20 protein-coding genes are annotated in these 19,805 nt (G+C 72.1%); 15 read left to right on the forward strand and 5 right to left on the reverse strand.

The annotated features are described in order from the left end of the window. The first annotated feature begins 110 nt into the window (after window positions 1-110). The 10 genes from ACFYXC_RS27360 (at window position 111) to ACFYXC_RS27405 (ending at window position 11,430) form a co-directional block, all read left to right on the forward strand. Window positions 111-737: an NUDIX domain-containing protein gene (locus tag ACFYXC_RS27360; protein WP_388914141.1), complete on the forward strand. Its 627-nt coding sequence runs from the start codon at window positions 111-113 to the stop codon at window positions 735-737. 172 nt (window positions 738-909) lie between these two features. Continuing rightward, complete coding sequence (locus tag ACFYXC_RS27365) at window positions 910-2,991, forward strand: tetratricopeptide repeat protein (protein WP_389554452.1); 2,082 nt, start codon at window positions 910-912, stop codon at window positions 2,989-2,991. 166 nt (window positions 2,992-3,157) lie between these two features. Next, a complete protein-coding gene (gene ald / locus ACFYXC_RS27370) occupies window positions 3,158-4,282 on the forward strand; it encodes an alanine dehydrogenase (protein WP_388914135.1) in 1,125 nt (374 codons plus the stop codon). A gap of 420 nt (window positions 4,283-4,702) precedes the next feature. Next, the gene (locus ACFYXC_RS27375) at window positions 4,703-5,839 is read left to right on the forward strand and encodes a ParA family protein (RefSeq protein ID WP_388914132.1); all 1,137 of its coding nucleotides are present in this window, start codon (window positions 4,703-4,705) and stop codon (window positions 5,837-5,839) included. Continuing rightward, window positions 5,824-6,396: a hypothetical protein gene (locus tag ACFYXC_RS27380; RefSeq protein ID WP_388914129.1), complete on the forward strand. Its 573-nt coding sequence runs from the start codon at window positions 5,824-5,826 to the stop codon at window positions 6,394-6,396. The genes ACFYXC_RS27375 and ACFYXC_RS27380 overlap by 16 nt, the downstream gene beginning before the upstream one ends. Before the next feature lie 18 nt (window positions 6,397-6,414). Beyond that, window positions 6,415-7,452, forward strand: coding sequence for a segregation and condensation protein A (locus ACFYXC_RS27385; protein WP_389554455.1), 1,038 nt, complete (start codon window positions 6,415-6,417; stop codon window positions 7,450-7,452). Next, window positions 7,449-8,105, forward strand: a complete 657-nt coding sequence (gene scpB, locus ACFYXC_RS27390; RefSeq protein ID WP_388914123.1) for an SMC-Scp complex subunit ScpB — start codon at window positions 7,449-7,451, stop codon at window positions 8,103-8,105. The genes ACFYXC_RS27385 and scpB overlap by 4 nt, the downstream gene beginning before the upstream one ends. Further along, window positions 8,105-9,304 carry a pseudouridine synthase gene (locus ACFYXC_RS27395; protein WP_388914121.1) on the forward strand — a complete coding sequence of 400 codons (1,200 nt, stop codon included), beginning with the start codon at window positions 8,105-8,107 and terminating at the stop codon, window positions 9,302-9,304. Before scpB ends, ACFYXC_RS27395 begins: the two co-directional genes overlap by 1 nt. A gap of 279 nt (window positions 9,305-9,583) precedes the next feature. Then, window positions 9,584-10,414 carry an NUDIX domain-containing protein gene (locus ACFYXC_RS27400; RefSeq protein ID WP_389554457.1) on the forward strand — a complete coding sequence of 277 codons (831 nt, stop codon included), beginning with the start codon at window positions 9,584-9,586 and terminating at the stop codon, window positions 10,412-10,414. Next, window positions 10,411-11,430: an ADP-ribosylglycohydrolase family protein gene (locus ACFYXC_RS27405; protein ID WP_389554459.1), complete on the forward strand. Its 1,020-nt coding sequence runs from the start codon at window positions 10,411-10,413 to the stop codon at window positions 11,428-11,430. Before ACFYXC_RS27400 ends, ACFYXC_RS27405 begins: the two co-directional genes overlap by 4 nt. Window positions 11,431-11,504: 74 nt before the next feature. Here the strand turns inward: ACFYXC_RS27405 and ACFYXC_RS27410 are convergent, their stop codons facing one another. The 3 genes from ACFYXC_RS27410 to ACFYXC_RS27420 form a co-directional block, all read right to left on the reverse strand. Next, window positions 11,505-11,912: a Rieske (2Fe-2S) protein gene (locus ACFYXC_RS27410; protein WP_389554460.1), complete on the reverse strand. Its 408-nt coding sequence runs from the start codon at window positions 11,910-11,912 to the stop codon at window positions 11,505-11,507. Then, window positions 11,909-12,496: a DUF6529 family protein gene (locus ACFYXC_RS27415; protein ID WP_389554462.1), complete on the reverse strand. Its 588-nt coding sequence runs from the start codon at window positions 12,494-12,496 to the stop codon at window positions 11,909-11,911. Before ACFYXC_RS27415 ends, ACFYXC_RS27410 begins: the two co-directional genes overlap by 4 nt. Before the next feature lie 135 nt (window positions 12,497-12,631). After that, window positions 12,632-13,336, reverse strand: a complete 705-nt coding sequence (locus ACFYXC_RS27420) for a hypothetical protein (protein ID WP_389554463.1) — start codon at window positions 13,334-13,336, stop codon at window positions 12,632-12,634. 245 nt (window positions 13,337-13,581) lie between these two features. Here ACFYXC_RS27420 and aroH point away from each other — a divergent pair, with 245 nt between their 5' ends. The 5 genes from aroH (at window position 13,582) to der (ending at window position 18,066) form a co-directional block, all read left to right on the forward strand. After that, a complete protein-coding gene (gene aroH, locus ACFYXC_RS27425) occupies window positions 13,582-13,944 on the forward strand; it encodes a chorismate mutase (RefSeq protein ID WP_388914106.1) in 363 nt (120 codons plus the stop codon). Beyond that, window positions 13,941-15,026, forward strand: a complete 1,086-nt coding sequence (locus ACFYXC_RS27430) for a prephenate dehydrogenase (protein ID WP_389554465.1) — start codon at window positions 13,941-13,943, stop codon at window positions 15,024-15,026. The genes aroH and ACFYXC_RS27430 overlap by 4 nt, the downstream gene beginning before the upstream one ends. Window positions 15,027-15,175: 149 nt before the next feature. Beyond that, window positions 15,176-15,871: a (d)CMP kinase gene (gene cmk / locus ACFYXC_RS27435; protein ID WP_388914100.1), complete on the forward strand. Its 696-nt coding sequence runs from the start codon at window positions 15,176-15,178 to the stop codon at window positions 15,869-15,871. 53 nt (window positions 15,872-15,924) lie between these two features. Continuing rightward, window positions 15,925-16,512 (forward strand): lysophospholipid acyltransferase family protein, encoded by a 588-nt coding sequence (locus tag ACFYXC_RS27440; protein WP_389554637.1) that lies wholly within the window; start codon window positions 15,925-15,927, stop codon window positions 16,510-16,512. Between the two features lie 84 nt (window positions 16,513-16,596). Further along, complete coding sequence (der, locus tag ACFYXC_RS27445; protein ID WP_388914097.1) at window positions 16,597-18,066, forward strand: ribosome biogenesis GTPase Der; 1,470 nt, start codon at window positions 16,597-16,599, stop codon at window positions 18,064-18,066. A 76-nt stretch (window positions 18,067-18,142) separates the two neighbouring features. On the opposite strand, the gene ACFYXC_RS27450 is transcribed toward der, so the two are convergent. Continuing rightward, window positions 18,143-18,457, reverse strand: a complete 315-nt coding sequence (locus ACFYXC_RS27450) for a hypothetical protein (protein WP_389554467.1) — start codon at window positions 18,455-18,457, stop codon at window positions 18,143-18,145. 178 nt (window positions 18,458-18,635) lie between these two features. Further along, the gene (locus tag ACFYXC_RS27455; RefSeq protein ID WP_388914091.1) at window positions 18,636-19,412 is read right to left on the reverse strand and encodes a hypothetical protein; all 777 of its coding nucleotides are present in this window, start codon (window positions 19,410-19,412) and stop codon (window positions 18,636-18,638) included. Window positions 19,413-19,805 lie beyond the last annotated feature (393 nt).

The raw sequence follows: 19,805 nt of genomic DNA on the forward strand, positions 1-19,805 counted from the left end.
GTTGTACGGTTGCCGGGGTACGCGTCCTTCGGGGCGCGTGCCCCGTTTTTCTCGCCGCGCGAGTACGTCCGTCGCGGCGCGGGTCCGTGCGTAGGAGGAGTCAAGTCGACATGACCATCAAGGACACCGCCGAGGAGTGGGAGGTCAGGGCGACCGAGACCCCGTTCACCGGCAACAAGACCTCCGTACGCACCGACGACGTGGTCATGCCCGACGGATCGGTCGCGCGCCGCGACTACCAGGTGCACCCCGGTTCGGTGGCCGTCCTCGCCCTCGACGACGAGGGCCGTGCCCTGGTCATCCGTCAGTACCGGCACCCCGTGCGGCACAAGCTCTGGGAGATCCCGGCCGGCCTGCTCGACGTCCCGGGCGAGAACCCCCTGCACGCCGCGCAGCGCGAACTCTACGAAGAGGCGCACGTCAAGGCCGAGGACTGGCGGGTGCTGACCGACGTGTTCACCACGCCCGGCGGCTGCGACGAGGCCGTCCGGATCTTCCTCGCCCGCGATCTCTCCGAGGCCGAGGGCAGGCGCTTCGCGGTCGAGGACGAGGAAGCCGACATGGAGGTCTCCCGGGTCCCGGTCGACGAACTCGTCCGGGGTGTCCTCGCCGGCGAGCTGCACAACAACTGCCTCGTGGTGGGCGTCCTCGCACTGGTCGCGGCACGGGGCGGCGACGGCCTGGACGCGTTGCGCCCGGCCGAGGCACCGTGGCCCGCACGCCCGTTCGAGGCGTGATCCACTCCGGTGCGTCCGGTCGGCCCATCCGTGTGACGATCGCCTGATCCGATCGGGGGACGTGCCCGCCGCGCTCCGCACGGATCGTCGCAGAGCGTGAACTAGGCTCAGCAGACGCCCCGTCCGGAGTGCCCGGCGGGCTTGCGCGCGCAGTGGGACGGGAGTGTGGCCCGTGACGGATCAGGCGGTGGACGCCGGCGGCACGACGGTGTCGGAGGAGGGGCCGCGCCGGGCCGCCGCGCCGCCTCCCACGGTCAGTCAGTTCCTCGGCCGGGCAAGAGAGTTGAAGGAACTCCGGGCCGACATCGAGCGGGCGGGCCTCGACACCCTCGCCGGCCGCAAGGCCCCCCGCGCGCGCGTGCTGCTCATCGCCGGCCGGCCCGGATCCGGCCGCACCGCGCTCGCCGAGGAGCTCGTACGGCAGGTCGCGCACAGTTACCCCGACGGTGTCCTGCGGGCCCGGCTCACCGAGCCGGACGGCACCCTCGTACCGACCGAACGCACCGCCCGTGACCTGCTCACCGCGCTCGATCTGCCGGCCCCCGCCGGAGCCGACGAGGACGACCTCTCCGAGCGGCTGCGGGAGGCGCTCGCCACCCGCAGGACCCTGCTCCTGCTCGACGACGCGGCGGACGCCGGACAGGTCGACGCGCTCCTGCCGGAGAACCCCGACTGCCTCGTCGTCGCCGTCTCCGGCGGACCCCTGACCGGGATCGCGGACGTGCGCCCCTGCACCCTCGGCGGTCTGGACACCAAGTCCGCACTGGACCTCCTCGACCGGTTCACCGGCTCCGTACGCATCACCGTGGACCCGCGCGCCGCCGAGGGGCTCGTGGAACTGTGCGCCGGCCAGCCCGCGGCGCTCGTCCTCGCCGGGGCCTGGCTGGCCCACCGCCCCAAGGCGGCCGTCGCCGACCTCGCCAAGCAGTTGCGCACCGAGGGTGACGACGGACCGATCCTGGAGCGCGTCTTCCGGCTCACCTACGCGGCCCTGCCGTCGGCCGCCGCACGGATACTGCGACTGCTCTCGCTGGCCCCCGCCGGCCTCGTCGATCCGCACACCGCGTCCGCGCTCGCCGGCTGCTCGGTCGGCGCGGCCCGCACCACCCTGGACGACTTCACGAGGCTCGGCCTCGTCCGGGCCGTCGAGTCACCGCTCCCGCAGTACGAGGTGCCGGGCTGCCTGCTGCCGCTGCTGCGCCCGCTCACCGAGGCCGAGGACCGGCCGGCCGAACTGCAGCTGGCCCGCGCCCGGATGCTGGAGCGGACCGTGCGGCTCCTGGTGTCCTGCCGGGCGATCACCGAGACCGACAGCTCGCCCGCCCGCGAGAAACTCGCCGGGATGCCCCGTGCGCTGCGCTTCCCGAACCCCCGCGCCGCCGCCGACTGGCTGCGCATCCGGCAGCCCGCGCTGCTGGCCGCCGCCCGCCTCGCGGTCGCCGACGGTGAGCTGGACACCCTCGCCCGCCGCCTGATGGCCGCGCTGGTCAGAGCGATGGTCGCCCATGTCGGTACGCAGGCCGCGGCGCCCGAGCTGTACGGCATCCACCGGCTCGTCCTGGACGTCGCCGAGCGCCGGAACCTGCCCCGCGAGAAGGCCGCCGCGCTGCTGAACCTCGCCGACCTGGACGCCAGGACGGGCCGGACGACGGACGCGCTGGCCCGTTACCGGGCCGCGCTCGACGCCGGGCGCGAGGCGAACGACCCGTACGCGACCGGCCGCGCGACGGAATCCGTCGGCGCGGCCCACCAGGAGCTGGGTGACTACGACCGGGCCGCCGACTGGTACGGACGGGCCCTCGCCCAGCGGCTCGCCCGCGACGAGCGCGCGGACGCGGCCCGGCTGTACGGCCGGATCGCGACCGTGCACACCTACGCCGGCCGCTACGGCGAGGCGCTGCGCAACTGGCGCTCCGCCGTCACCGGGTACCGCAGGACCAAGGACGTGGCGGGCCAGGCACGGGCCCTGAGTGAGATGGCGCGGGTGCAGGAGTACGCCGGCCGGCCCGAGGAGTCTCTCGTCACCTGCCAGGAGGCCGTCGAGTGGGCACGCCGTGCCGACGACGTCCGGCTGCAGGCCGCGCTGCAGCTCCGGCTCGCCGACACGCTCGACCGGCTGGGGGACCCCACCGCCGCCCGGCTGCACCGCTCCACGGCCGAACGAATGCTGGGTGACGAGCTCCCGGAGAGCGCATCAACGAGGGAACAGGACGGCAATGCCTGCGAAATCCGTAGTACATCTGAAGAAGATTGATGCATTGGAAGGCTAGACAGAGGGAATCCCTTCATTAGACTGGATCCGCCGCGTCCGTTCGTGGTGTCTCCCGGTGTGCTCCCGAGCCTCCGGGTATGTCAGGCATCGACATTCTTGCCCTGCCTGCCCCAGATCCCTTCTGCATCCCCATCTGAGCCAAGGAACCGTGATCGACGTGAAGGTCGGCATCCCCCGCGAGGTCAAGAACAACGAGTTCCGGGTGGCCATCACCCCCGCCGGCGTGCACGAGCTGGTGCGCCACGGCCACCAGGTCCTCATCGAGCAGGACGCCGGCGTCGGCTCCTCGATCACGGACGACGAGTTCGTCGCCGCCGGGGCGCGGATCCTCGCCACCGCCGACGAGGTCTGGGCCGCCGCCGACCTGCTGCTGAAGGTCAAGGAGCCCATCGCCGAGGAGTACCACCGCCTCCGCAAGGACCAGACGCTCTTCACCTACCTGCACCTGGCCGCGTCCAAGGAGTGCACGGACGCACTCCTGGAGTCCGGCACCACGGCGATCGCCTACGAGACGGTCGAGCTGCCCGGCCGCGCGCTGCCGCTGCTGGCCCCGATGTCCGAGGTCGCGGGCCGGCTCGCCCCGCAGGTCGGCGCCTACCACCTGATGCGCGCCAACGGCGGCCGCGGTGTCCTGCCCGGCGGCGTCCCGGGCGTGCTGGCCGCCCGGGCGGTGGTCATCGGCGGCGGGGTCTCCGGCTGGAACGCCGCGCAGATCGCCATCGGCATGGGCTTCCACGTGACCCTGCTCGACCGTGACATCAACAAGCTCAAGGAAGCCGACAAGATCTTCGGCACGAAGATCCAGACCGTCGTGTCGAACGCCTTCGAGCTGGAGAAGGCATGTCTCGAGGCGGACCTCGTGATCGGTGCCGTGCTCATTCCCGGCGCCAAGGCCCCGAAGCTGGTCACCAACGAACTCGTCTCGCGGATGAAGCCCGGAAGTGTGCTTGTCGACATCGCGATCGACCAGGGCGGCTGCTTCGAGGACTCGCGTGCGACCACCCACGCGGAGCCGACCTTCCCGGTCCACAACTCGGTCTTCTACTGCGTCGCCAACATGCCGGGCGCCGTGCCCAACACGTCGACGTACGCGCTCACCAACGCGACGCTGCCGTACATCGTGGAACTCGCGAACCGTGGCTGGGTCGAGGCGCTGCGCCGTGACGCCGCGCTCGCCAGGGGCCTCAACACCCATGACGGCAAAGTGGTCTACCGCGAGGTCGCGGAGGCCCACGGCCTGGGGCACACCGAGCTGGAGACCCTGATCGGCTGAGTTTCCGCCCGGTTCGTCCCGGCTCGGGCGGACCCCACGCTCGGCAAAAGGCGACAGGTCAACACAGGTCGTCAACATCGCACGTACGGCCGGACCTTGTTCCACAGGGCCCGGCCGGATGTGTGTCGGGTCACTTTGCGAGACTCGGTCAACTCGCCTCGAACGTAACCCTTGGACCGTTTCGCACACCCCTGAAACCTGCCGTGCGACGCCCTTACGCCCTTGACAGCGGGGTGTTCCGTTGCCGACACATCGGGCCGGGTCCGGCGGATTGTGTTGCTGCGGAGCGGTGACACGCCATAGAGTCGCCAACCGTCGGCATGGTGCCACGCTGACCTATCTAGAAATTTCCTGGTCACCAAGGAGGTAAGACGACTTGTGAATGAGTCGACATTTACTCCCGGGGGTGGTCAACCAGGAATGCCTGCGCGAGGGTCAACGCCCACGGGGCTCGAGGCTGTCGGCTCCGTCGCTGTGCGCACCTTCGCAGCCCACCAGAGTCACCACCCTTCGCGGACGGCTCAGTCCGCACACCAGAGCATGGATGGCCATCACGTGAACGCCATGGCCGGCAACGGAAGTGGCGAGAACCGCACCCACTTCGCCGACTACGACGACCTGCCCGAAGGGCACTTCTACGACCCCGACGCCGAGTACGAGCCCGATCCGGAGTACGCGGCCACGCTCGCGCCCGACGCGGCGCGCCAGCGGCGCGAGCGCATCGGCCCGACCGGGCGCCCGCTCCCGTACTTCCCGATCCCGGGCCCGCTGACCGACCACGGCCCCGCGAAGATCATCGCGATGTGCAACCAGAAGGGCGGCGTCGGCAAGACGACGTCGACCATCAACCTGGGTGCCGCGCTCGCGGAGTACGGACGCCGGGTCCTGCTCGTCGACTTCGACCCGCAGGGCGCCCTGTCCGTGGGCCTCGGCGTCAACCCGATGGAGCTCGACCTCACGGTCTACAACCTGCTCATGGAGCGGGGCATGGCGGCCGACGAGGTGCTCCTGAAGACGGCGGTCCCGAACATGGACCTGCTGCCCAGCAACATCGACCTGTCCGCCGCCGAGGTCCAGCTGGTGAGCGAGGTCGCCCGCGAGTCCACGCTGCAGCGCGCCCTGAAGCCGCTGATGGCCGACTACGACTACATCGTGATCGACTGTCAGCCCTCGCTCGGCCTGCTCACCGTGAACGCGCTGACGGCCGCCCACAAGGTGATAGTGCCTCTGGAGTGCGAGTTCTTCGCGCTGCGCGGGGTCGCGCTGCTCACCGAGACCATCGAGAAGGTCCAGGAGCGGCTCAACCCCGAGCTGGAGCTCGACGGCATCCTCGCCACGATGTACGACTCGCGGACCGTGCACAGCCGTGAGGTGCTCGCGCGCGTGGTCGAGGCGTTCGACGATCACGTCTACCACACGGTGATCGGCCGGACCGTCCGCTTCCCGGAGACCACGGTCGCCGGAGAGCCGATCACGACGTACGCCTCCAACTCCGTCGGTGCCGCCGCCTACCGTCAGCTCGCCAGGGAGGTGCTCGCCCGGTGTCACGCCGAGTGAGTCTGCCGGGGGCCGACGAACTGTTCCGTACGACCGGGGGGATGGCACTTCAGTCCTCCAGCCCGCGGCGGCCGGCCAACGGTGAGGCGCGGGTGCCGGCTCCGGCGGGCGAGAGCGACGCGGCCGCCGGGGAGGACGCGCCGCAGTCGGTGCCCGTGCGGGGCGGGGACGGCGAGGGCGACGAACACGTCGCCGCCGACGCCGGCTCCGCCGACGGGGAGTCCCGCAGCCGGGGCGCCGCCACGGCGGACCGCTCCGGGCGACGTCAGGGGCCGCAGGAAGGTTCTGCCGGGCCCGCCGGGGCGCAGCCCCGCAAGCGCGGGCGGGCGCCCGGGCGGCGGCCCAGCGGGCGGGAACGCCACGACGAGAAGATCACGGTGTACGTGTCGGCCGAGGAGCTCATGGACCTCGAGCACGCCCGGCTGGTGCTCCGCGGGGAGCACGGGCTCGCGGTCGACCGGGGGCGGATCGTGCGGGAGGCCGTCGCGGTGGTTCTGGCGGATCTCGAATCCCGTGGGGACGCGAGCATCCTCGTACGACGGTTGCGCGGGCGGTAGCGGTAGCCTGCGACGGCTATGACCTCGAACGACGTCCCTGTTTCTGGTGCTGCCTCTGCCTCCGGCGGGTCCGGGGGACGGCGGCGTGCGCTGGGGCGGGGGCCCGGGGCCGAACCCCCGGCCGGGGTGTTGCCGCCCGAGGAGGAGCCCGGGTCGCCCGTGGCGGCACCGGCGTCACCCGCGCTTCCGGCGGAGCCCGAGCCGGCGGTGGAGCCCGAGCCGGGTGCCGTGGCGGCCGGCGAACCCGGGGACGGGGTCTTCAAGGTCCGGCTCGTGAACTTCGAGGGCCCCTTCGACCTGCTGCTCCAGCTGATCTCCAAGCACAAGCTGGACGTCACCGAGGTGGCGCTGTCCAGGGTCACCGACGAGTTCATGGCGCACATCCGGGCGATGGGGCCGGACTGGGACCTCGACCAGACGACCGAGTTCCTGGTCGTCGCCGCGACACTGCTCGATCTGAAGGCCGCCCGGCTGCTGCCCTCCGCCGAGGTCGAGGACGAGGCGGACCTGGCCCTGCTGGAAGCCCGTGACCTGCTCTTCGCCCGGCTGCTGCAGTACCGCGCGTACAAACAGATCGCCGACATCTTCAACCGCCGCCTCGACGAGGAGGCGCGCCGCTACCCCCGTACCGTCGGGCTGGAGGCGCACCACGCCGCACTGCTCCCCGAGGTCGTCATCAGCATCGGGGCGGAAGGTTTCGCCGCGCTCGCCGTGAAGGCGATGCAGCCGAAGCCGAAGCCGCAGGTGTACGTCGACCACATCCACGCGCCGCTCGTGAGCGTGCAGGAGCAGGCGGCGATCGTCGTGGCGCGCCTCCGGGAGGTCGGCGAGGCCAGTTTCCGCGTCCTGGTCGAGGACACCGACGACACCCTCACGGTCGTGGCGCGTTTCCTGGCCCTTCTGGAGCTCTACCGGGAGAAGGCGGTCTCCCTGGGCCAGGAGGAGGCTCTGGGGGACCTGGTGGTGCGCTGGACGGGCGGGGAGGGGGATGCGCAGCCGACGGTGACGGACGAGTTCGACAGGCCGCCGGACCCGGTGAAGGAGGAGAAGGTGTGAGCGAGGACACCACCGGGGCCCCGCCGGGCCCGCACGCGGTCGCGGACCTCGACCTGAAGCCCGCGCTGGAGGCCGTCCTCATGGTCGTGGACGAGCCCGCGACCGAGGACCATCTCGCGAAGATCCTGGAGCGGCCCAGGCGGCAGGTCGCGGACGCGCTGCGCGCGCTGGCCGACGAGTACACCGTCCAGGGGCGGGGCTTCGAGCTGCGGATGGTCGCGGGCGGCTGGCGGTTCTACAGCAGACCCGGGTACGCGGCGGCCGTCGAGCGGTTCGTCCTGGACGGCCAGCAGGCCCGTCTCACCCAGGCGGCGCTGGAGACGCTGGCGGTGGTCGCGTACCGGCAGCCGGTCAGCAGATCCAGGGTCTCGGCGGTCCGCGGAGTGAACTGTGACGGAGTGATGCGCACCCTCCTTCAGAGGGGTCTGGTCCAGGAGGCGGGCGCGGAACCCGAAACAGGTGCGATCCTGTACAGGACGACGAACTACTTCCTGGAGCGAATGGGCCTGCGTGGCCTGGACGAGCTCCCGGAGCTCGCGCCCTTCCTCCCGGAGGCGGACGCGATCGAGGCAGAGACGCTGGAAGGGGTCCCGTCGTTCGATCCGGATGCGCCGGACGCAGATGCAGACGACACGACGACGACGGAACTTTGATGCGAAGCAGTGGCAGCGGCAGTGGCAGGAACAGCGGTGGGAGCGGCAACCCCCGCGGAACCGGTGGGGGCGGTAACCCCCGCGGCTCCGGCGGCGGAGGCGGCAACCCCCGCGGCTCCGGCGCGGGCGGGAACTCCCGCGGAGCCGGGGGAGGCTCCCGGGGGACCGGGGGCGGCAGCTCCCAGTCGAACAGCGCGGCAGGTCGCGACGACAGGCCGAAGCGTCCCGGCAAGCCCCGCCCCGAGGAGCGCCGCTACGACGTGGGCCCCGGCGCCACCCACGAGGGGGCGAAGTCGGGGCGCGGCAACGCGGCCCGCGGCGGCGCCAAGGGCGGCCCGAAGCAGGGCCGGCCGCGCGGCGGCCGGACGGAGAACGCGCGCTCGCGTGAGTACGAGACGCGTACCGAGGAGCGCAACAGGGACCGGTACGCGGGCCGGCCCGAGGTGAAGACGCCCAAGACCTTCCCGGGCGCCGAGCAGGAGGGCGAGCGCCTGCAGAAGGTGCTCGCGCGCGCGGGTTACGGTTCGCGGCGCGCCTGCGAGGAACTGGTCGAGCAGTCCCGGGTCGAGGTCAACGGCGAGATCGTCGTGGAGCAGGGCATGCGCGTCGACCCGGAGCACGACGAGATCAAGGTCGACGGGCTGACCGTGGCCACGCAGTCGTACCAGTTCTTCTCGCTCAACAAGCCCGCCGGTGTCGTGTCGACCATGGAGGACACGGAGGGCCGGCAGTGCCTCGGCGACTACGTGACGAACCGCGAGACGCGGCTCTTCCACGTCGGCCGGCTCGACACCGAGACCGAGGGCGTCATCCTGCTCACCAACCACGGTGAACTGGCACACCGCCTGACCCACCCCAAGTACGGCGTGAAGAAGGTCTACCTCGCGCACATCGTGGGTCCGATCCCCCGCGACCTGGGCAAGCAGCTCAAGGACGGCATCCAGCTGGAGGACGGGTACGCGAAGGCGGACCACTTCAGGGTCGTCGAGCAGACCGGCAAAAACTACCTCGTCGAGGTGACGCTGCACGAGGGCCGCAAGCACATCGTGCGGCGCATGCTCGCCGAGGCCGGCTTCCCCGTCGACAAGCTCGTGCGGGTCTCCTTCGGGCCGATCACCCTCGGCGACCAGAAGTCGGGCTGGCTGCGCCGCCTGTCCAACACCGAGGTCGGGATGCTGATGGCGGAGGTCGGCCTCTAGTAGCGCCGCCGCCTCGCCGCCGCTTCAATACGGCAGCACGGCAGCACGGCAGCAGAGCAGTACGGCATCGGCCGGTTCCGGATCCTCCCGGGGCCGGCCGATGTGTGTTCGGGGGTTGTGGGCGCCGGATACGCTCTTTATAGTCGTACTGACCATTAAGGAGCGCCCCTGCCGGGCGCGGCCGATGGAGCAGGGCCCACGGGGGTGGTCCCGGTCCGCGGCTCCCGCCCGGCGGGGTGCCGACGGCTTCCGAGCCGTCGACAGCACACAGGGGGAGCCGTGGAGGGCTACGACAAGCACGCCTTCGAGCCCTTCGCCGTCACCGTCGACCTCGCGGTGTTCACGGTCCGGGCGGGTGTACTGCACGCGCTGCTGATCGAGCGGGGGCAGGAACCGTACGCCGGCCGCTGGGCACTGCCCGGCGGGTTCGTCCTGCCCCGGGAGTCCGCCGGGACGGCCGCACGGCGCGAACTCGCCGAGGAGACCGGCCTGTCGGACGTCTCCGGGCTGCACCTGGAGCAGTTGCGCACGTACAGCGAGCCGGACCGCGACCCCCGGATGCGGGTGGTCTCCGTCGCGTACACCGCACTGCTCCCGGACGCTCCCGAACCGCGCGGTGGCGGGGACGCGGCGAGCGCGCGCTGGCTGCCGTACGACGGACTCGGCCCGCTCGCCTTCGACCACGACCTGATCCTCGCCGACGCCCACGAACGGGTCGGCGCCAAACTCGAGTACAGCTGCCTCGCCACGGCGTTCTGCCCGCCCGAGTTCACGCTCGGGGAGCTGCAGCAGGTCTACGAGACGGTGTGGGGGACGACGATCGACCGCCCGAACTTCCGGCGCAAAGTCCTCGCGACGGACGGCTTCGTCGAACCGGTGCCGGGCGGGGCGCGGCTGACGGGGGGCCGGGGGAAGCCCGCCGCGCTGTACCGGGCGGGGGCCGCCACGGCGCTGCACCCACCGCTGCTGCGGCCCGTGCCGGTGCCCGCGCCACCGTCCTCGGCAGCGCCTTCGAGCTCGTCCGCAACGTCGGCCGCGACCTCGTCCTCGACTTCGCCTATGCCATCGCCATCGCCTTCGACTTCGTCTGCGGAAGGACGAACCCCATGACCACGACCGTAAGGAAGCAGGCCGCCACCGGCGCGTTGGTCGGGCTCGCCCTCGGGGACGCGCTCGGCTTCCCGACCGAGTTCGACGACGTGCCGTCGATCCTCGCCAAGTGCGGACCCTGGCGGGAGATGGAGCTGCCGGACCCCGCCTTCGTCACGGACGACACGCAGATGACCCTGGCGCTGGCGCGGGGGCTGCGGACGGCCATGGACCGGGGATTGCTCGGGCCCGAGCGCATGGAGCGGCCCGTGCGGGAGGAGTTCGTGGACTGGTACCAGTCGCCGGACAACAACCGCGCGCCCGGCCGGACCTGCCTCGTCGCCTGCGAAGCGCTGAAGCGCGAGGACCGGGCCTGGCAGGACGCCAGCCAGGTGGGGTCGAAGGGCTGCGGCGCCAACATGCGCGTCACGCCCATCGGTCTCGCCCCGGGGCTCAGCGACGAACAGCGCGCCGGCGCCGCCCAGTTGCAGGCCGCTCTCACCCACGGTCACCCGACGGCGCTGGCCGCCTCCGACCTCACCGCGCACGCGGTACGGCTGCTCGCGCAGGGCGCCGAACCGACGGGGCTGGTCGGCCGGCTGCGGTCGTACGCGTACGAGAACCGGACGCGCTACCACGAGCGCTGGCTCGGCGATCTGTGGACCCGCGCCCAGGACCCGTCGCCGGCGCACTTCATCGCGCGGGGCTGGGACGAGTGCCTGGAGGTTCTGGAGCGGCTGCGGCGGGCGCTGCGCTCGCCGTCGCCCGAGACCGATCCATGCCTGGCCACCGGCGCCGGGTGGATCGCCGAGGAGGCCCTCGCCACCGGCCTGCTGTGCTTCCTGCTCTTCGTGGAGGAGCCGGTGACGGCCCTGCGCCGGGCCGCCTGCACCTCCGGGGACTCGGACTCGATCGCTTGTCTGGCCGGTGCCTTCGCGGGGGCGTACCTCGGTTCCGACGCCTGGCCCGCGGAGTGGGCCGACAGGATCGAGTACCAGGGCGACCTGATGGCGTTCGGCGCGCTCTGGGACGCCTGAGGGGCCGACTGGCCGAGTGAGGTGGTTCGGGCGGCCGGGGCGGATAGCCGGATCAGGCTGCAGGGGTCGGGAGGTCAGGCGAGGCTGATCGAGTCGCCCTCGACCGTGATCCGCCTCGCCGGGAGGGGTTTCGGCGCCGGGCCGCCGGCCACCGAGCCGTCGGCGACGCGGAACCTGCTGCCGTGGCACGTGCAGTCGATCGTGCCGTCCGAGACCCTGGCGACGACGCAGCCCGCATGGGTGCAGACCGCGGAGAAGGCTTTGAAGTCACCCTTCTCCGGCTGGGTGACGACGACCTTCTCGTCCTTGAAGACCTTGCCGCCGCCGACCGGCACGTCAGCGGTCCCTGTGAGCTCCTTGCCGCCGGGTGCCCCGCCCCCGCCCCCGTCGTTCTCGTCGCCGTACTCGCTGCAGCCCAGGAGCAGCGCGCTCATCGCGCCCGTCGCGAGCACCGTGCGCCGCCGCGCCGGGGGACCGGTCATGTCGTCACTCCGAAGGTGCGGAAGAACCAGAGGGCGGAGGTCAGCCAGATCACCGTGAGGGCGGAGAGGACGAGCCCTCCGACGACGGGGAGCAGCCAGCCGGGCAGCCGTTCCGCGCGCAGCAGCAGCATCTTGGCGCTGAACGCGCCGAAGAAGAAGCAGCCCAGGAGCGAGTGCCACAGGACGCGCGGTTCGTAGGTCTGGTAGCCCAGCGCGTACAGGCAGTGCACGGCCACGGGGACCGCCACCAGGAAGGCGATCCTGCCCGACCAGCGGTGCAGTACGCCGGACCAGCTCGGGCCCGGCAGACGTCCGTACAGCATGAGCGCCGAGACGAGCTGGACGACCGCGAAGCCCATCGCCGCGGTGGCCATCCACGACTTCACCGCGCTCGTGCTGTTGAAGCCCGCCAGGTTGAAGGCGGTGCCCTCGGGGTCGTGCACGTTTCCGTAGACGCCGAGGCCGACGGCGACCGCGCCGGCGGCCAGTGCGGGTACGAGGTAGCCGACGGCTCCGGGGCCGCGGGAGGCGGCGGGGCCGGGCGGGGGGAAGCTCTGGGTGGCGGCGTTCGGGTCGACGGTCATGGTCGGCTCCCTGCGGTCACGCGCTGATGGGGCAAGGGGCGGAACGAAGAGCGGGCGGGCTGCGGAGCTGGGGGGTACGGATCCAGGGATCCGGAATTCCAGGGAGCTACGGGGGGCGGGGGCACGGCGTCGAGGTCACGGCGTCACGGGGCGTGCGGTGAGCTGCTGCCCGTCGACCGTCACGGCGCCGCTGCGCGGGTCGATACGGGGCGCGGGGGCGGCCTCGCCGTCGCGCCTGAGGATGCCGACCTGGTCGCCGTCCTGGAGCACGATCCAGCCGGCGTCGACCTCGGTGCCGTCCACCGTGTCGGTGGCGCGGTACAGCCCGGACGGTTCGAGGGACCTGTCGGCGGTGAAGCCGTAGGTCCGCTGTCCCATGTCGACGCCGCCGCGGATCCGTCTGCCGCTCAGCTCGCCGGTGAGGACCTGGCCCTTCTTGTTCGTGAGGCGCATGGTGCCGTCGGCCTCGACGTCACCCTTCAGCCACGACTCCTGGTCCCGGCCGTCGCAGAAGTACGCGACCGCCCTGCCGTCGCGCACGGTCACCGCGACCGCGGAGGAGTCGTCGTCGGTACGGCCCGCGTAGTCGCCGTTCGGCACGGCGGGCGACGGCCGGCCGGACGACGGTGGCGGCCTGTCCGGCGTGGCCGTCGCCGCGGGGGCCTTCGTGGCGGATTCCGTGGGTGTCTTCGAGGGCGCCGGGCTCGCCGACACGGCATCGGCCGGCGTGCCGCTCCCGGCCGACGTGCTGCGCGTTCCCGTCGTCGCGTTGAGCGACAGCATGAACACGGCGAGCAGCAGCCCCGCCAGGAGCGTGAACAGTGGTCCGGAACGCTTCATCGGGCCTCCCCCGAGGCGTGGCGCGGACAGCCTCACCATGCAAGCGGACCCGCTGCCCGGCGTCCAGAGGCGTACGGGAGCCACTTCGTGGGACGCCCAGGACGAATCCGCCCCCCCGGGGTCTGCCCCCGCCCCTGCCCCCCCGGGTGGCCGTCTCGGCAGGCGGGCGGCGCGCGTCGGGCGGCCGGCGGCTGACTAGGCTGGCCGGACCACAGCAGACACGTACATCAGCAAGGAGCATCACCGTGGCGGTACGAGCGGTCCGGGGCGCCGTCCAACTGGAGCGGGACGAAGCCGGACACATGGACGAGCAGGTCAGCGAGCTGCTCACCGCCGTCCTGGAGCGGAACGGGCTGACCGCCGACGACCTGATCAGCATCTGGTTCACGGCGACACCCGACCTGCACAGCGACTTCCCGGCGGCCGCGGCGCGCAAGCTCGGCATCGTCGACGTGCCGCTGATCTGCGCGCAGGAGCTGGACATCGAGGGGGCGATGCCCCGGGTCGTACGGGTCCTCGCGCACATCGAGTCCGACCTGGCGCGTGCCGACATCACGCACGTCTACCTGGGCGCCGCGGGCGCGTTGCGCAAGGACATCGCCCAGTGAGAAGCGCACTCGTCGTCGGCACCGGCCTCATCGGGACGTCGGCCGCGCTGGCCCTGGCCGGGCGGGGCGTCGACGTGCACCTCACCGACCACGACCCGGAGCAGGCCCGTACGGCGGCCGCGCTCGGGGCCGGCACGGTCGAGGAGCCCTCGGGGCCCGTCGACCTGGCGATCGTCGCGGCGCCGCCCGCGCACGTGGCCGGGGCGCTCGCCGCCGCGATGCGGGCCGGGGTCGCGCGCGGGTACCTCGACGTGGCCAGCGTCAAGGGCGGGCCGCGCCGCGAGCTGGAGTCGCTGGGTCTCGACCTGTCCGCGTACATCGGATCGCACCCGATGTCGGGCCGCGAGAAGTCGGGGCCCCTGGCCGCCACGGGGGACCTCTTCGAGGGGCGCCCCTGGGTGCTGACGCCGACCCGGGACACGGACACCGAGGTGCTCAACCTCGCGCTGGAGCTCGTCTCGCACTGCCGGGCGGTGCCGGTGGTGATGGACGCCGACGCCCACGACCGGGCGGTCGCGCTCGTCTCGCACATGCCGCACCTGGTGTCCAGCATGGTCGCCGCGCGCCTGGAGAACGCCGAGGAGGCGGCCGTACGCCTCTGTGGCCAGGGCATCCGTGACGTGACCCGGATCGCCGCGTCCGATCCCCGGATGTGGATCGACATCCTCTCCGCGAACCCGGGCCCCGTCGCCGACCTCCTCGCGGACGTCTCCGCCGACCTCGACGAGACCGTGCAGGCCCTGCGCGCCCTCCAGTCCTCGGACGAGGCCAAGCGCCGGGCGGGCACCACCGGCATCGAGGACGTCCTGCGCCGCGGCAACGCCGGCCAGGTCCGCGTCCCCGGCAAGCACGGCACCGCGCCCACCGTGTACGAGAGCGTCGTCGTCCTCATCGACGACCAGCCGGGCCAGCTCGCCCGCATCTTCGCCGACGCGGGCCGCGCGGGCGTCAACATCGAGGACGTCAGGATCGAGCACGCCACGGGTCAGCAGGTCGGCCTGATGGAGCTGCTGGTGAAGCCGAGCGCGGCCCCGGTGCTGACGGCGGCGCTGCGGGAGCGGGGCTGGGCGGTCCGGCAGTAGGGCGTCGCGTCCGGCGGGGGTGCGGCGGGGGCCGTGGACGAGGCGTCGCGGGGGCCGTAAGACGGGGTCCGCGGAGCCAGTAACCTTGTTCGGGGCGCGATCGTGCCCGAACCAGCTCAGCACCCCGCACCAGGAAGGTGTCCGCACCCGTGGAATCCACCACCGCCCGGACCGCCCCGGCCGTGATCGTCGCCATCGACGGTCCCTCCGGCACGGGCAAGTCGAGCACCTCCAAGGCCGTCGCCGCCCAGCTCGGCCTCAGCTACCTGGACACGGGCGCCCAGTACCGGGCGATCACCTGGTGGATGGTGAACAACGGCATCGACATCACCGACCCCCTCTCCATCGCGGACGCGGCCGGCAAGCCCGACATCGTGTCCGGTACGGATCCCGCGGCGCCGTCCATCACGGTCGACGGCACGGACGTCGCCGGCCCCATCCGCACCCAGGAGGTCACCTCGAAGGTCAGCGCGGTCAGCGCCGTCCCCGAGGTCCGGGCCCGGATCACCGAGCTGCAGCGCTCGATCGCCTCGGCGGCCGGGCAGGGCATCGTCGTCGAGGGCCGGGACATCGGCACGACCGTGCTCCCCGACGCCGACCTGAAGATCTTCCTCACCGCCTCGCCGGAGGCCCGCGCCGCCCGCCGCAGCGGTGAGATCAAGGGCGCCGACGTCGACGCCACCCGCGAGGCCCTGATCAAGCGGGACGTGGCCGACTCCACCCGCAAGACCTCGCCGCTCGCGAAGGCGGACGACGCGGTCGAGGTGGACACCTCCGACCTCACCCTCCAGCAGGTCATCGAGTGCGTCGTCACCCTCGTCGAGGAGAAGCGGGCCGCGAAGTGACAGCACCTTCGGAGCGGGGCGCCGAGGTCGGGCGCCGCATCGGTGTCGGCCTGATGTACGGGCTGTGGAAGCCGCGCGTCCTGGGCGCCTGGAGGGTTCCCGCGACCGGCCCGGTGATCTTCGCCCCCAACCACTCCCACGTCCTCGACGGCCCGATGGTCATCGGCGTGGCGCCCCGGGCGTCGCACTTCCTGGTCAAGAAGGAGGCGTGGATCGGTCCGATCGCCTCCTTCATGCACGCCACCGGTCAGGTGAAGGTGGACCGCTCGATCGCCGACCGTACGGCCATCACGCAGGCCCTGGACGTGCTGGCGGCCGGCGGCGTCCTAGGGATCTTCCCGGAGGGCACCCGCGGCGAGGGGGACTTCGCCTCACTGCGCGCCGGGCTCACCTACTTCGCCGTCCGCTCCGGGGCGCCGGTCGTGCCGATCGCCGTCCTGGGAAGCACGGAGCGGCAAGGACGGTTGATAAAGGGGCTGCCTCCGCTGCGGAGCCGGGTCGACGTCGTCTTCGGCGACCCCTTCCAGGCGGGCGACGGCAGCGGACGGCGTACGCGCAAGGCGCTCGACGAGGCCACCGTACGCATCCAGAAGCAGCTCACCACGCACCTGGAGAACGCCAGGCGTCTCACCGGACGCTGAGCGACAACTGCGCGACACTTGAGTAGTGGATCACCCGGTACGGGCGGTTCCACCGATCACCACGATGAACGAGGTACGGACTTCATGAACGACCAGATCCAGCCCGACGGCTCGGAGCACGAGCACGGGGCACTTGGCTCTGCCGAGTACGCGGAGTTCATGGAGCTCGCCGCGGAAGAGGGCTTCGACGCCGAGGACATCGAGGGCGCGATCGGCGAGGCCGGTCACGGCCCGCTCCCCGTCCTCGCCGTGGTCGGCCGCCCGAATGTCGGCAAATCGACCCTGGTGAACCGCATCATCGGCCGCCGCGAGGCCGTCGTCGAGGACAAGCCGGGCGTCACCCGCGACCGCGTCACCTACGAGGCCGAGTGGGCGGGCCGCCGCTTCAAGCTCGTCGACACCGGCGGCTGGGAGCAGGACGTCCTCGGTATCGACGCGTCCGTGGCCGCGCAGGCGGAGTTCGCGATCGAGGCGGCCGACGCGGTCGTCTTCGTCGTCGACGCCAAGGTCGGCGCCACCGACACCGACGAGGCGGTCGTCCGGCTGCTGCGCAAGGCCGGCAAGCCCGTCGTCCTGTGCGCCAACAAGGTCGACGGCCTGAGCGGCGAGGCCGACGCCTCGTACCTCTGGTCGCTGGGCCTCGGCGAGCCGCACCCCGTCTCCGCGCTGCACGGCCGCGGCACCGGCGACATGCTGGACGCCGTCCTGGAGGCGCTGCCCGAGGCGCCGGCGCAGACCTTCGGCACCGCGATCGGCGGCCCCCGCCGTATCGCGCTCATCGGCCGCCCGAACGTCGGCAAGTCCTCGCTCCTGAACAAGGTGGCGGGCGAGGACCGCGTGGTCGTCAACGAGGTCGCCGGCACCACCCGCGACCCGGTCGACGAGCTCATCGAGCTCGGCGGCGTGACGTGGAAGTTCGTCGACACGGCCGGTATCCGCAAGCGCGTCCACCTCCAGCAGGGCGCCGACTACTACGCCTCGCTGCGCACCGCCGCCGCCGTCGAGAAGGCGGAGGTCGCAGTCATCCTGCTGGACGCCAGCGAGAACATCAGCGTCCAGGACCAGCGCATCGTGACGATGGCCGTCGAGGCGGGCCGCGCGATCGTCCTCGCCTTCAACAAGTGGGACACCCTCGACGAGGAGCGCCGCTACTACCTGGAGCGGGAGATCGAGACCGAGCTCCTCCAGGTGGCGTGGGCGCCGCGGGTCAACGTGTCCGCGCGTACGGGCCGGCACATGGAGAAGCTGGTCCCGGCGATCGAGGCCGCGCTCGCGGGCTGGGAGGCGCGTGTCCCGACGGGCCGCCTGAACGCCTTCCTGGGCGAGCTGGTCGCCGCGCACCCGCACCCGATCCGCGGCGGCAAGCAGCCGCGCATCCTCTTCGGCACCCAGGCGGGCACCAGGCCGCCGCGCTTCGTGCTCTTCTCCTCGGGCTTCATCGAGCACGGCTACCGCCGCTTCGTGGAGCGCCGGCTGCGTGAGGAGTTCGGCTTCGAGGGGACCCCGATCCACATCTCGGTGCGGGTGCGCGAGAAGCGCGGCAAGAAGAAGTAGCCGCACGAAGCTCCACCGCGGAACACGGGAGAGGGCCCCTGCGTCGAGCAGGGGCCCTCTCCCGTTCGGTGTCGGCTCAGCGTTCCCTGCGCGGGCCCGGCGGCAGCGCCGCCGGGGTCAGGCCCGTGGCGTACTGCCGGGCCACCGGCTGCCAGACGGAGGTGACCGGCTGGTTCTCGTGCGCGGCCGGGTGCCCCGTCGGGTGCTGCCCGCCGACGTGCCGCATGCCGTACACGGTCGGGGTGTAGGTGCCCGAGCTGTACGAGCTGCCGCCGAGCAGCGCGAGGCCGAACTCCTCCTCGCCGCTGCGGTCGCCCGGCAGTGCCCGGAAGGTCCTGAGGTACTCCGCGTAGAGCGCGTCGTAGATCGGGGTGGCCGAAGAGCTGCCCATGCTGTCCTGGGCCGGGCGCATGGCCGGGATCGGGGACGTGTAGGGAGGGCGGCGGGGGGTGTCGTAGGTGTGCACGTATGTGCCAACGACACCGTGGCGCTTCGGATGCGGCCGGCCGGCCGCTTTCGCAGGTCACAGGAGTGCGCCCGGCGTCCGCGGCGGCCGGGGCCGCCCCCGCTCAGGTACCGGCGAGGGGCATCGCGCTCGCCACCAGCCGGCCGCCCGCCGCGGCCTTGTCGAGGGCGTCGCGCAGCAGGTCCTCGCGGGGCTGCCGGCCGATGGAGCCCACCGGGGCCGCGAACAGCAGCACCTGCTGGTGCTTGTTGGCGGCCGCCCGCCAGCTGTCGGTGACCTGGAGCGGCTGGTGCGCCTGCCACCAGGCGACGGGCGAATTGCCGTCGGCGCCGGGCTGCAGGACGGCGTGCAGCTGGCCCATCGCGAGCAGCACGGACCAGCCGTGCAGCACGGGCGGGACCTCCGTGAGCGTGCTGAGCGGCATGAAGCCCTGCTCGATGAGGAGCGGCAGGAAGTCGTCGCCGCCGGCGCCCGCCGTGCCCGGCCGGGCGATGCGCGCGGTGGGCTCGACGACGAGCGCGGGATGCAGTTCGCCGCCGAGCAGGACGAGCCCGCTGGTGACGCCGAGGACGGCCTGCTCGGGCAGGGCCTCGGCGGGGCGCTCGCCCCCGGTGATGGACCGGGCGGCGCCCTGCAGCTGCTCCTCGGTCACCTGGACGACCTGCGAGGGCAGGCAGGTGGCGTGGGCGAACGCGAGTACGGCGGTCTCGTCGCCGATGAACAGCACGGTGCTGGTGCGCTCCTGTTCGGAGTCGCCCTGGGTGCGGCAGGAGGTGCAGTCGTAACTGCCCGGGGCGTTCTCTCCGGCGAGCAGCCGGTCGGCTTCTTCGTCGCCGATCTCGGCGCGTACGTCGTCGCTGACGTCGAGCATGCGCGGCACGGGGGGCTCCTCGGGATGCGGTGCGTGTTGTGGCCGGGGGCTCCCGGTCCGTGAACCGGATGGGTTCCCGGCTCATGAAGAAGACAACGGAGGATCTGTGGCGGGAGTCACGCCCCGGAGCGAACGGAATCGAACCATCCTGCGCACAGGGTGAACCCGGCGGCGGAATCTGTCGCTCCACGCCAACTCCTTTCATTTCCAAGGAAGTTGATGGCGTGAGGCGAGTCACGGATCAGCGGGGTGAATGGTCGACAAATCAGGAAATCAACGAATGAAGTGGGTGGCTCATATTCGGCGATACCCACGGTAACGGCAAACTGGCCTGGAATGACGAGGAGTTGGTTGATGACGGACCCCTCGGCTCTCACCGCGTCGAACGCGCGAACCCCGCAC

Source organism: Streptomyces sp. NPDC002701 (genome assembly GCF_042889045.1).
GTDB lineage: Bacteria > Actinomycetota > Actinomycetes > Streptomycetales > Streptomycetaceae > Streptomyces.

Coding starts and splice junctions, on each gene's coding strand:
- ACFYXC_RS27360 (WP_388914141.1), top strand. CDS start 111: ATGACCATCAAGGACACCGCCGAGGAGTGGGAGGTCAGGGCGACCGAG.
- ACFYXC_RS27375 (WP_388914132.1), top strand. CDS start 4,703: ATGCCTGCGCGAGGGTCAACGCCCACGGGGCTCGAGGCTGTCGGCTCC.
- ACFYXC_RS27385 (WP_389554455.1), top strand. CDS start 6,415: ATGACCTCGAACGACGTCCCTGTTTCTGGTGCTGCCTCTGCCTCCGGC.
- ACFYXC_RS27395 (WP_388914121.1), top strand. CDS start 8,105: ATGCGAAGCAGTGGCAGCGGCAGTGGCAGGAACAGCGGTGGGAGCGGC.
- ACFYXC_RS27405 (WP_389554459.1), top strand. CDS start 10,411: ATGACCACGACCGTAAGGAAGCAGGCCGCCACCGGCGCGTTGGTCGGG.
- ACFYXC_RS27410 (WP_389554460.1), bottom strand. CDS start 11,912: ATGACCGGTCCCCCGGCGCGGCGGCGCACGGTGCTCGCGACGGGCGCG.
- ACFYXC_RS27415 (WP_389554462.1), bottom strand. CDS start 12,496: ATGACCGTCGACCCGAACGCCGCCACCCAGAGCTTCCCCCCGCCCGGC.
- ACFYXC_RS27420 (WP_389554463.1), bottom strand. CDS start 13,336: ATGAAGCGTTCCGGACCACTGTTCACGCTCCTGGCGGGGCTGCTGCTC.
- ACFYXC_RS27440 (WP_389554637.1), top strand. CDS start 15,925: ATGTACGGGCTGTGGAAGCCGCGCGTCCTGGGCGCCTGGAGGGTTCCC.
- der (WP_388914097.1), top strand. CDS start 16,597: ATGAACGACCAGATCCAGCCCGACGGCTCGGAGCACGAGCACGGGGCA.
- ACFYXC_RS27450 (WP_389554467.1), bottom strand. CDS start 18,457: ATGGGCAGCTCTTCGGCCACCCCGATCTACGACGCGCTCTACGCGGAG.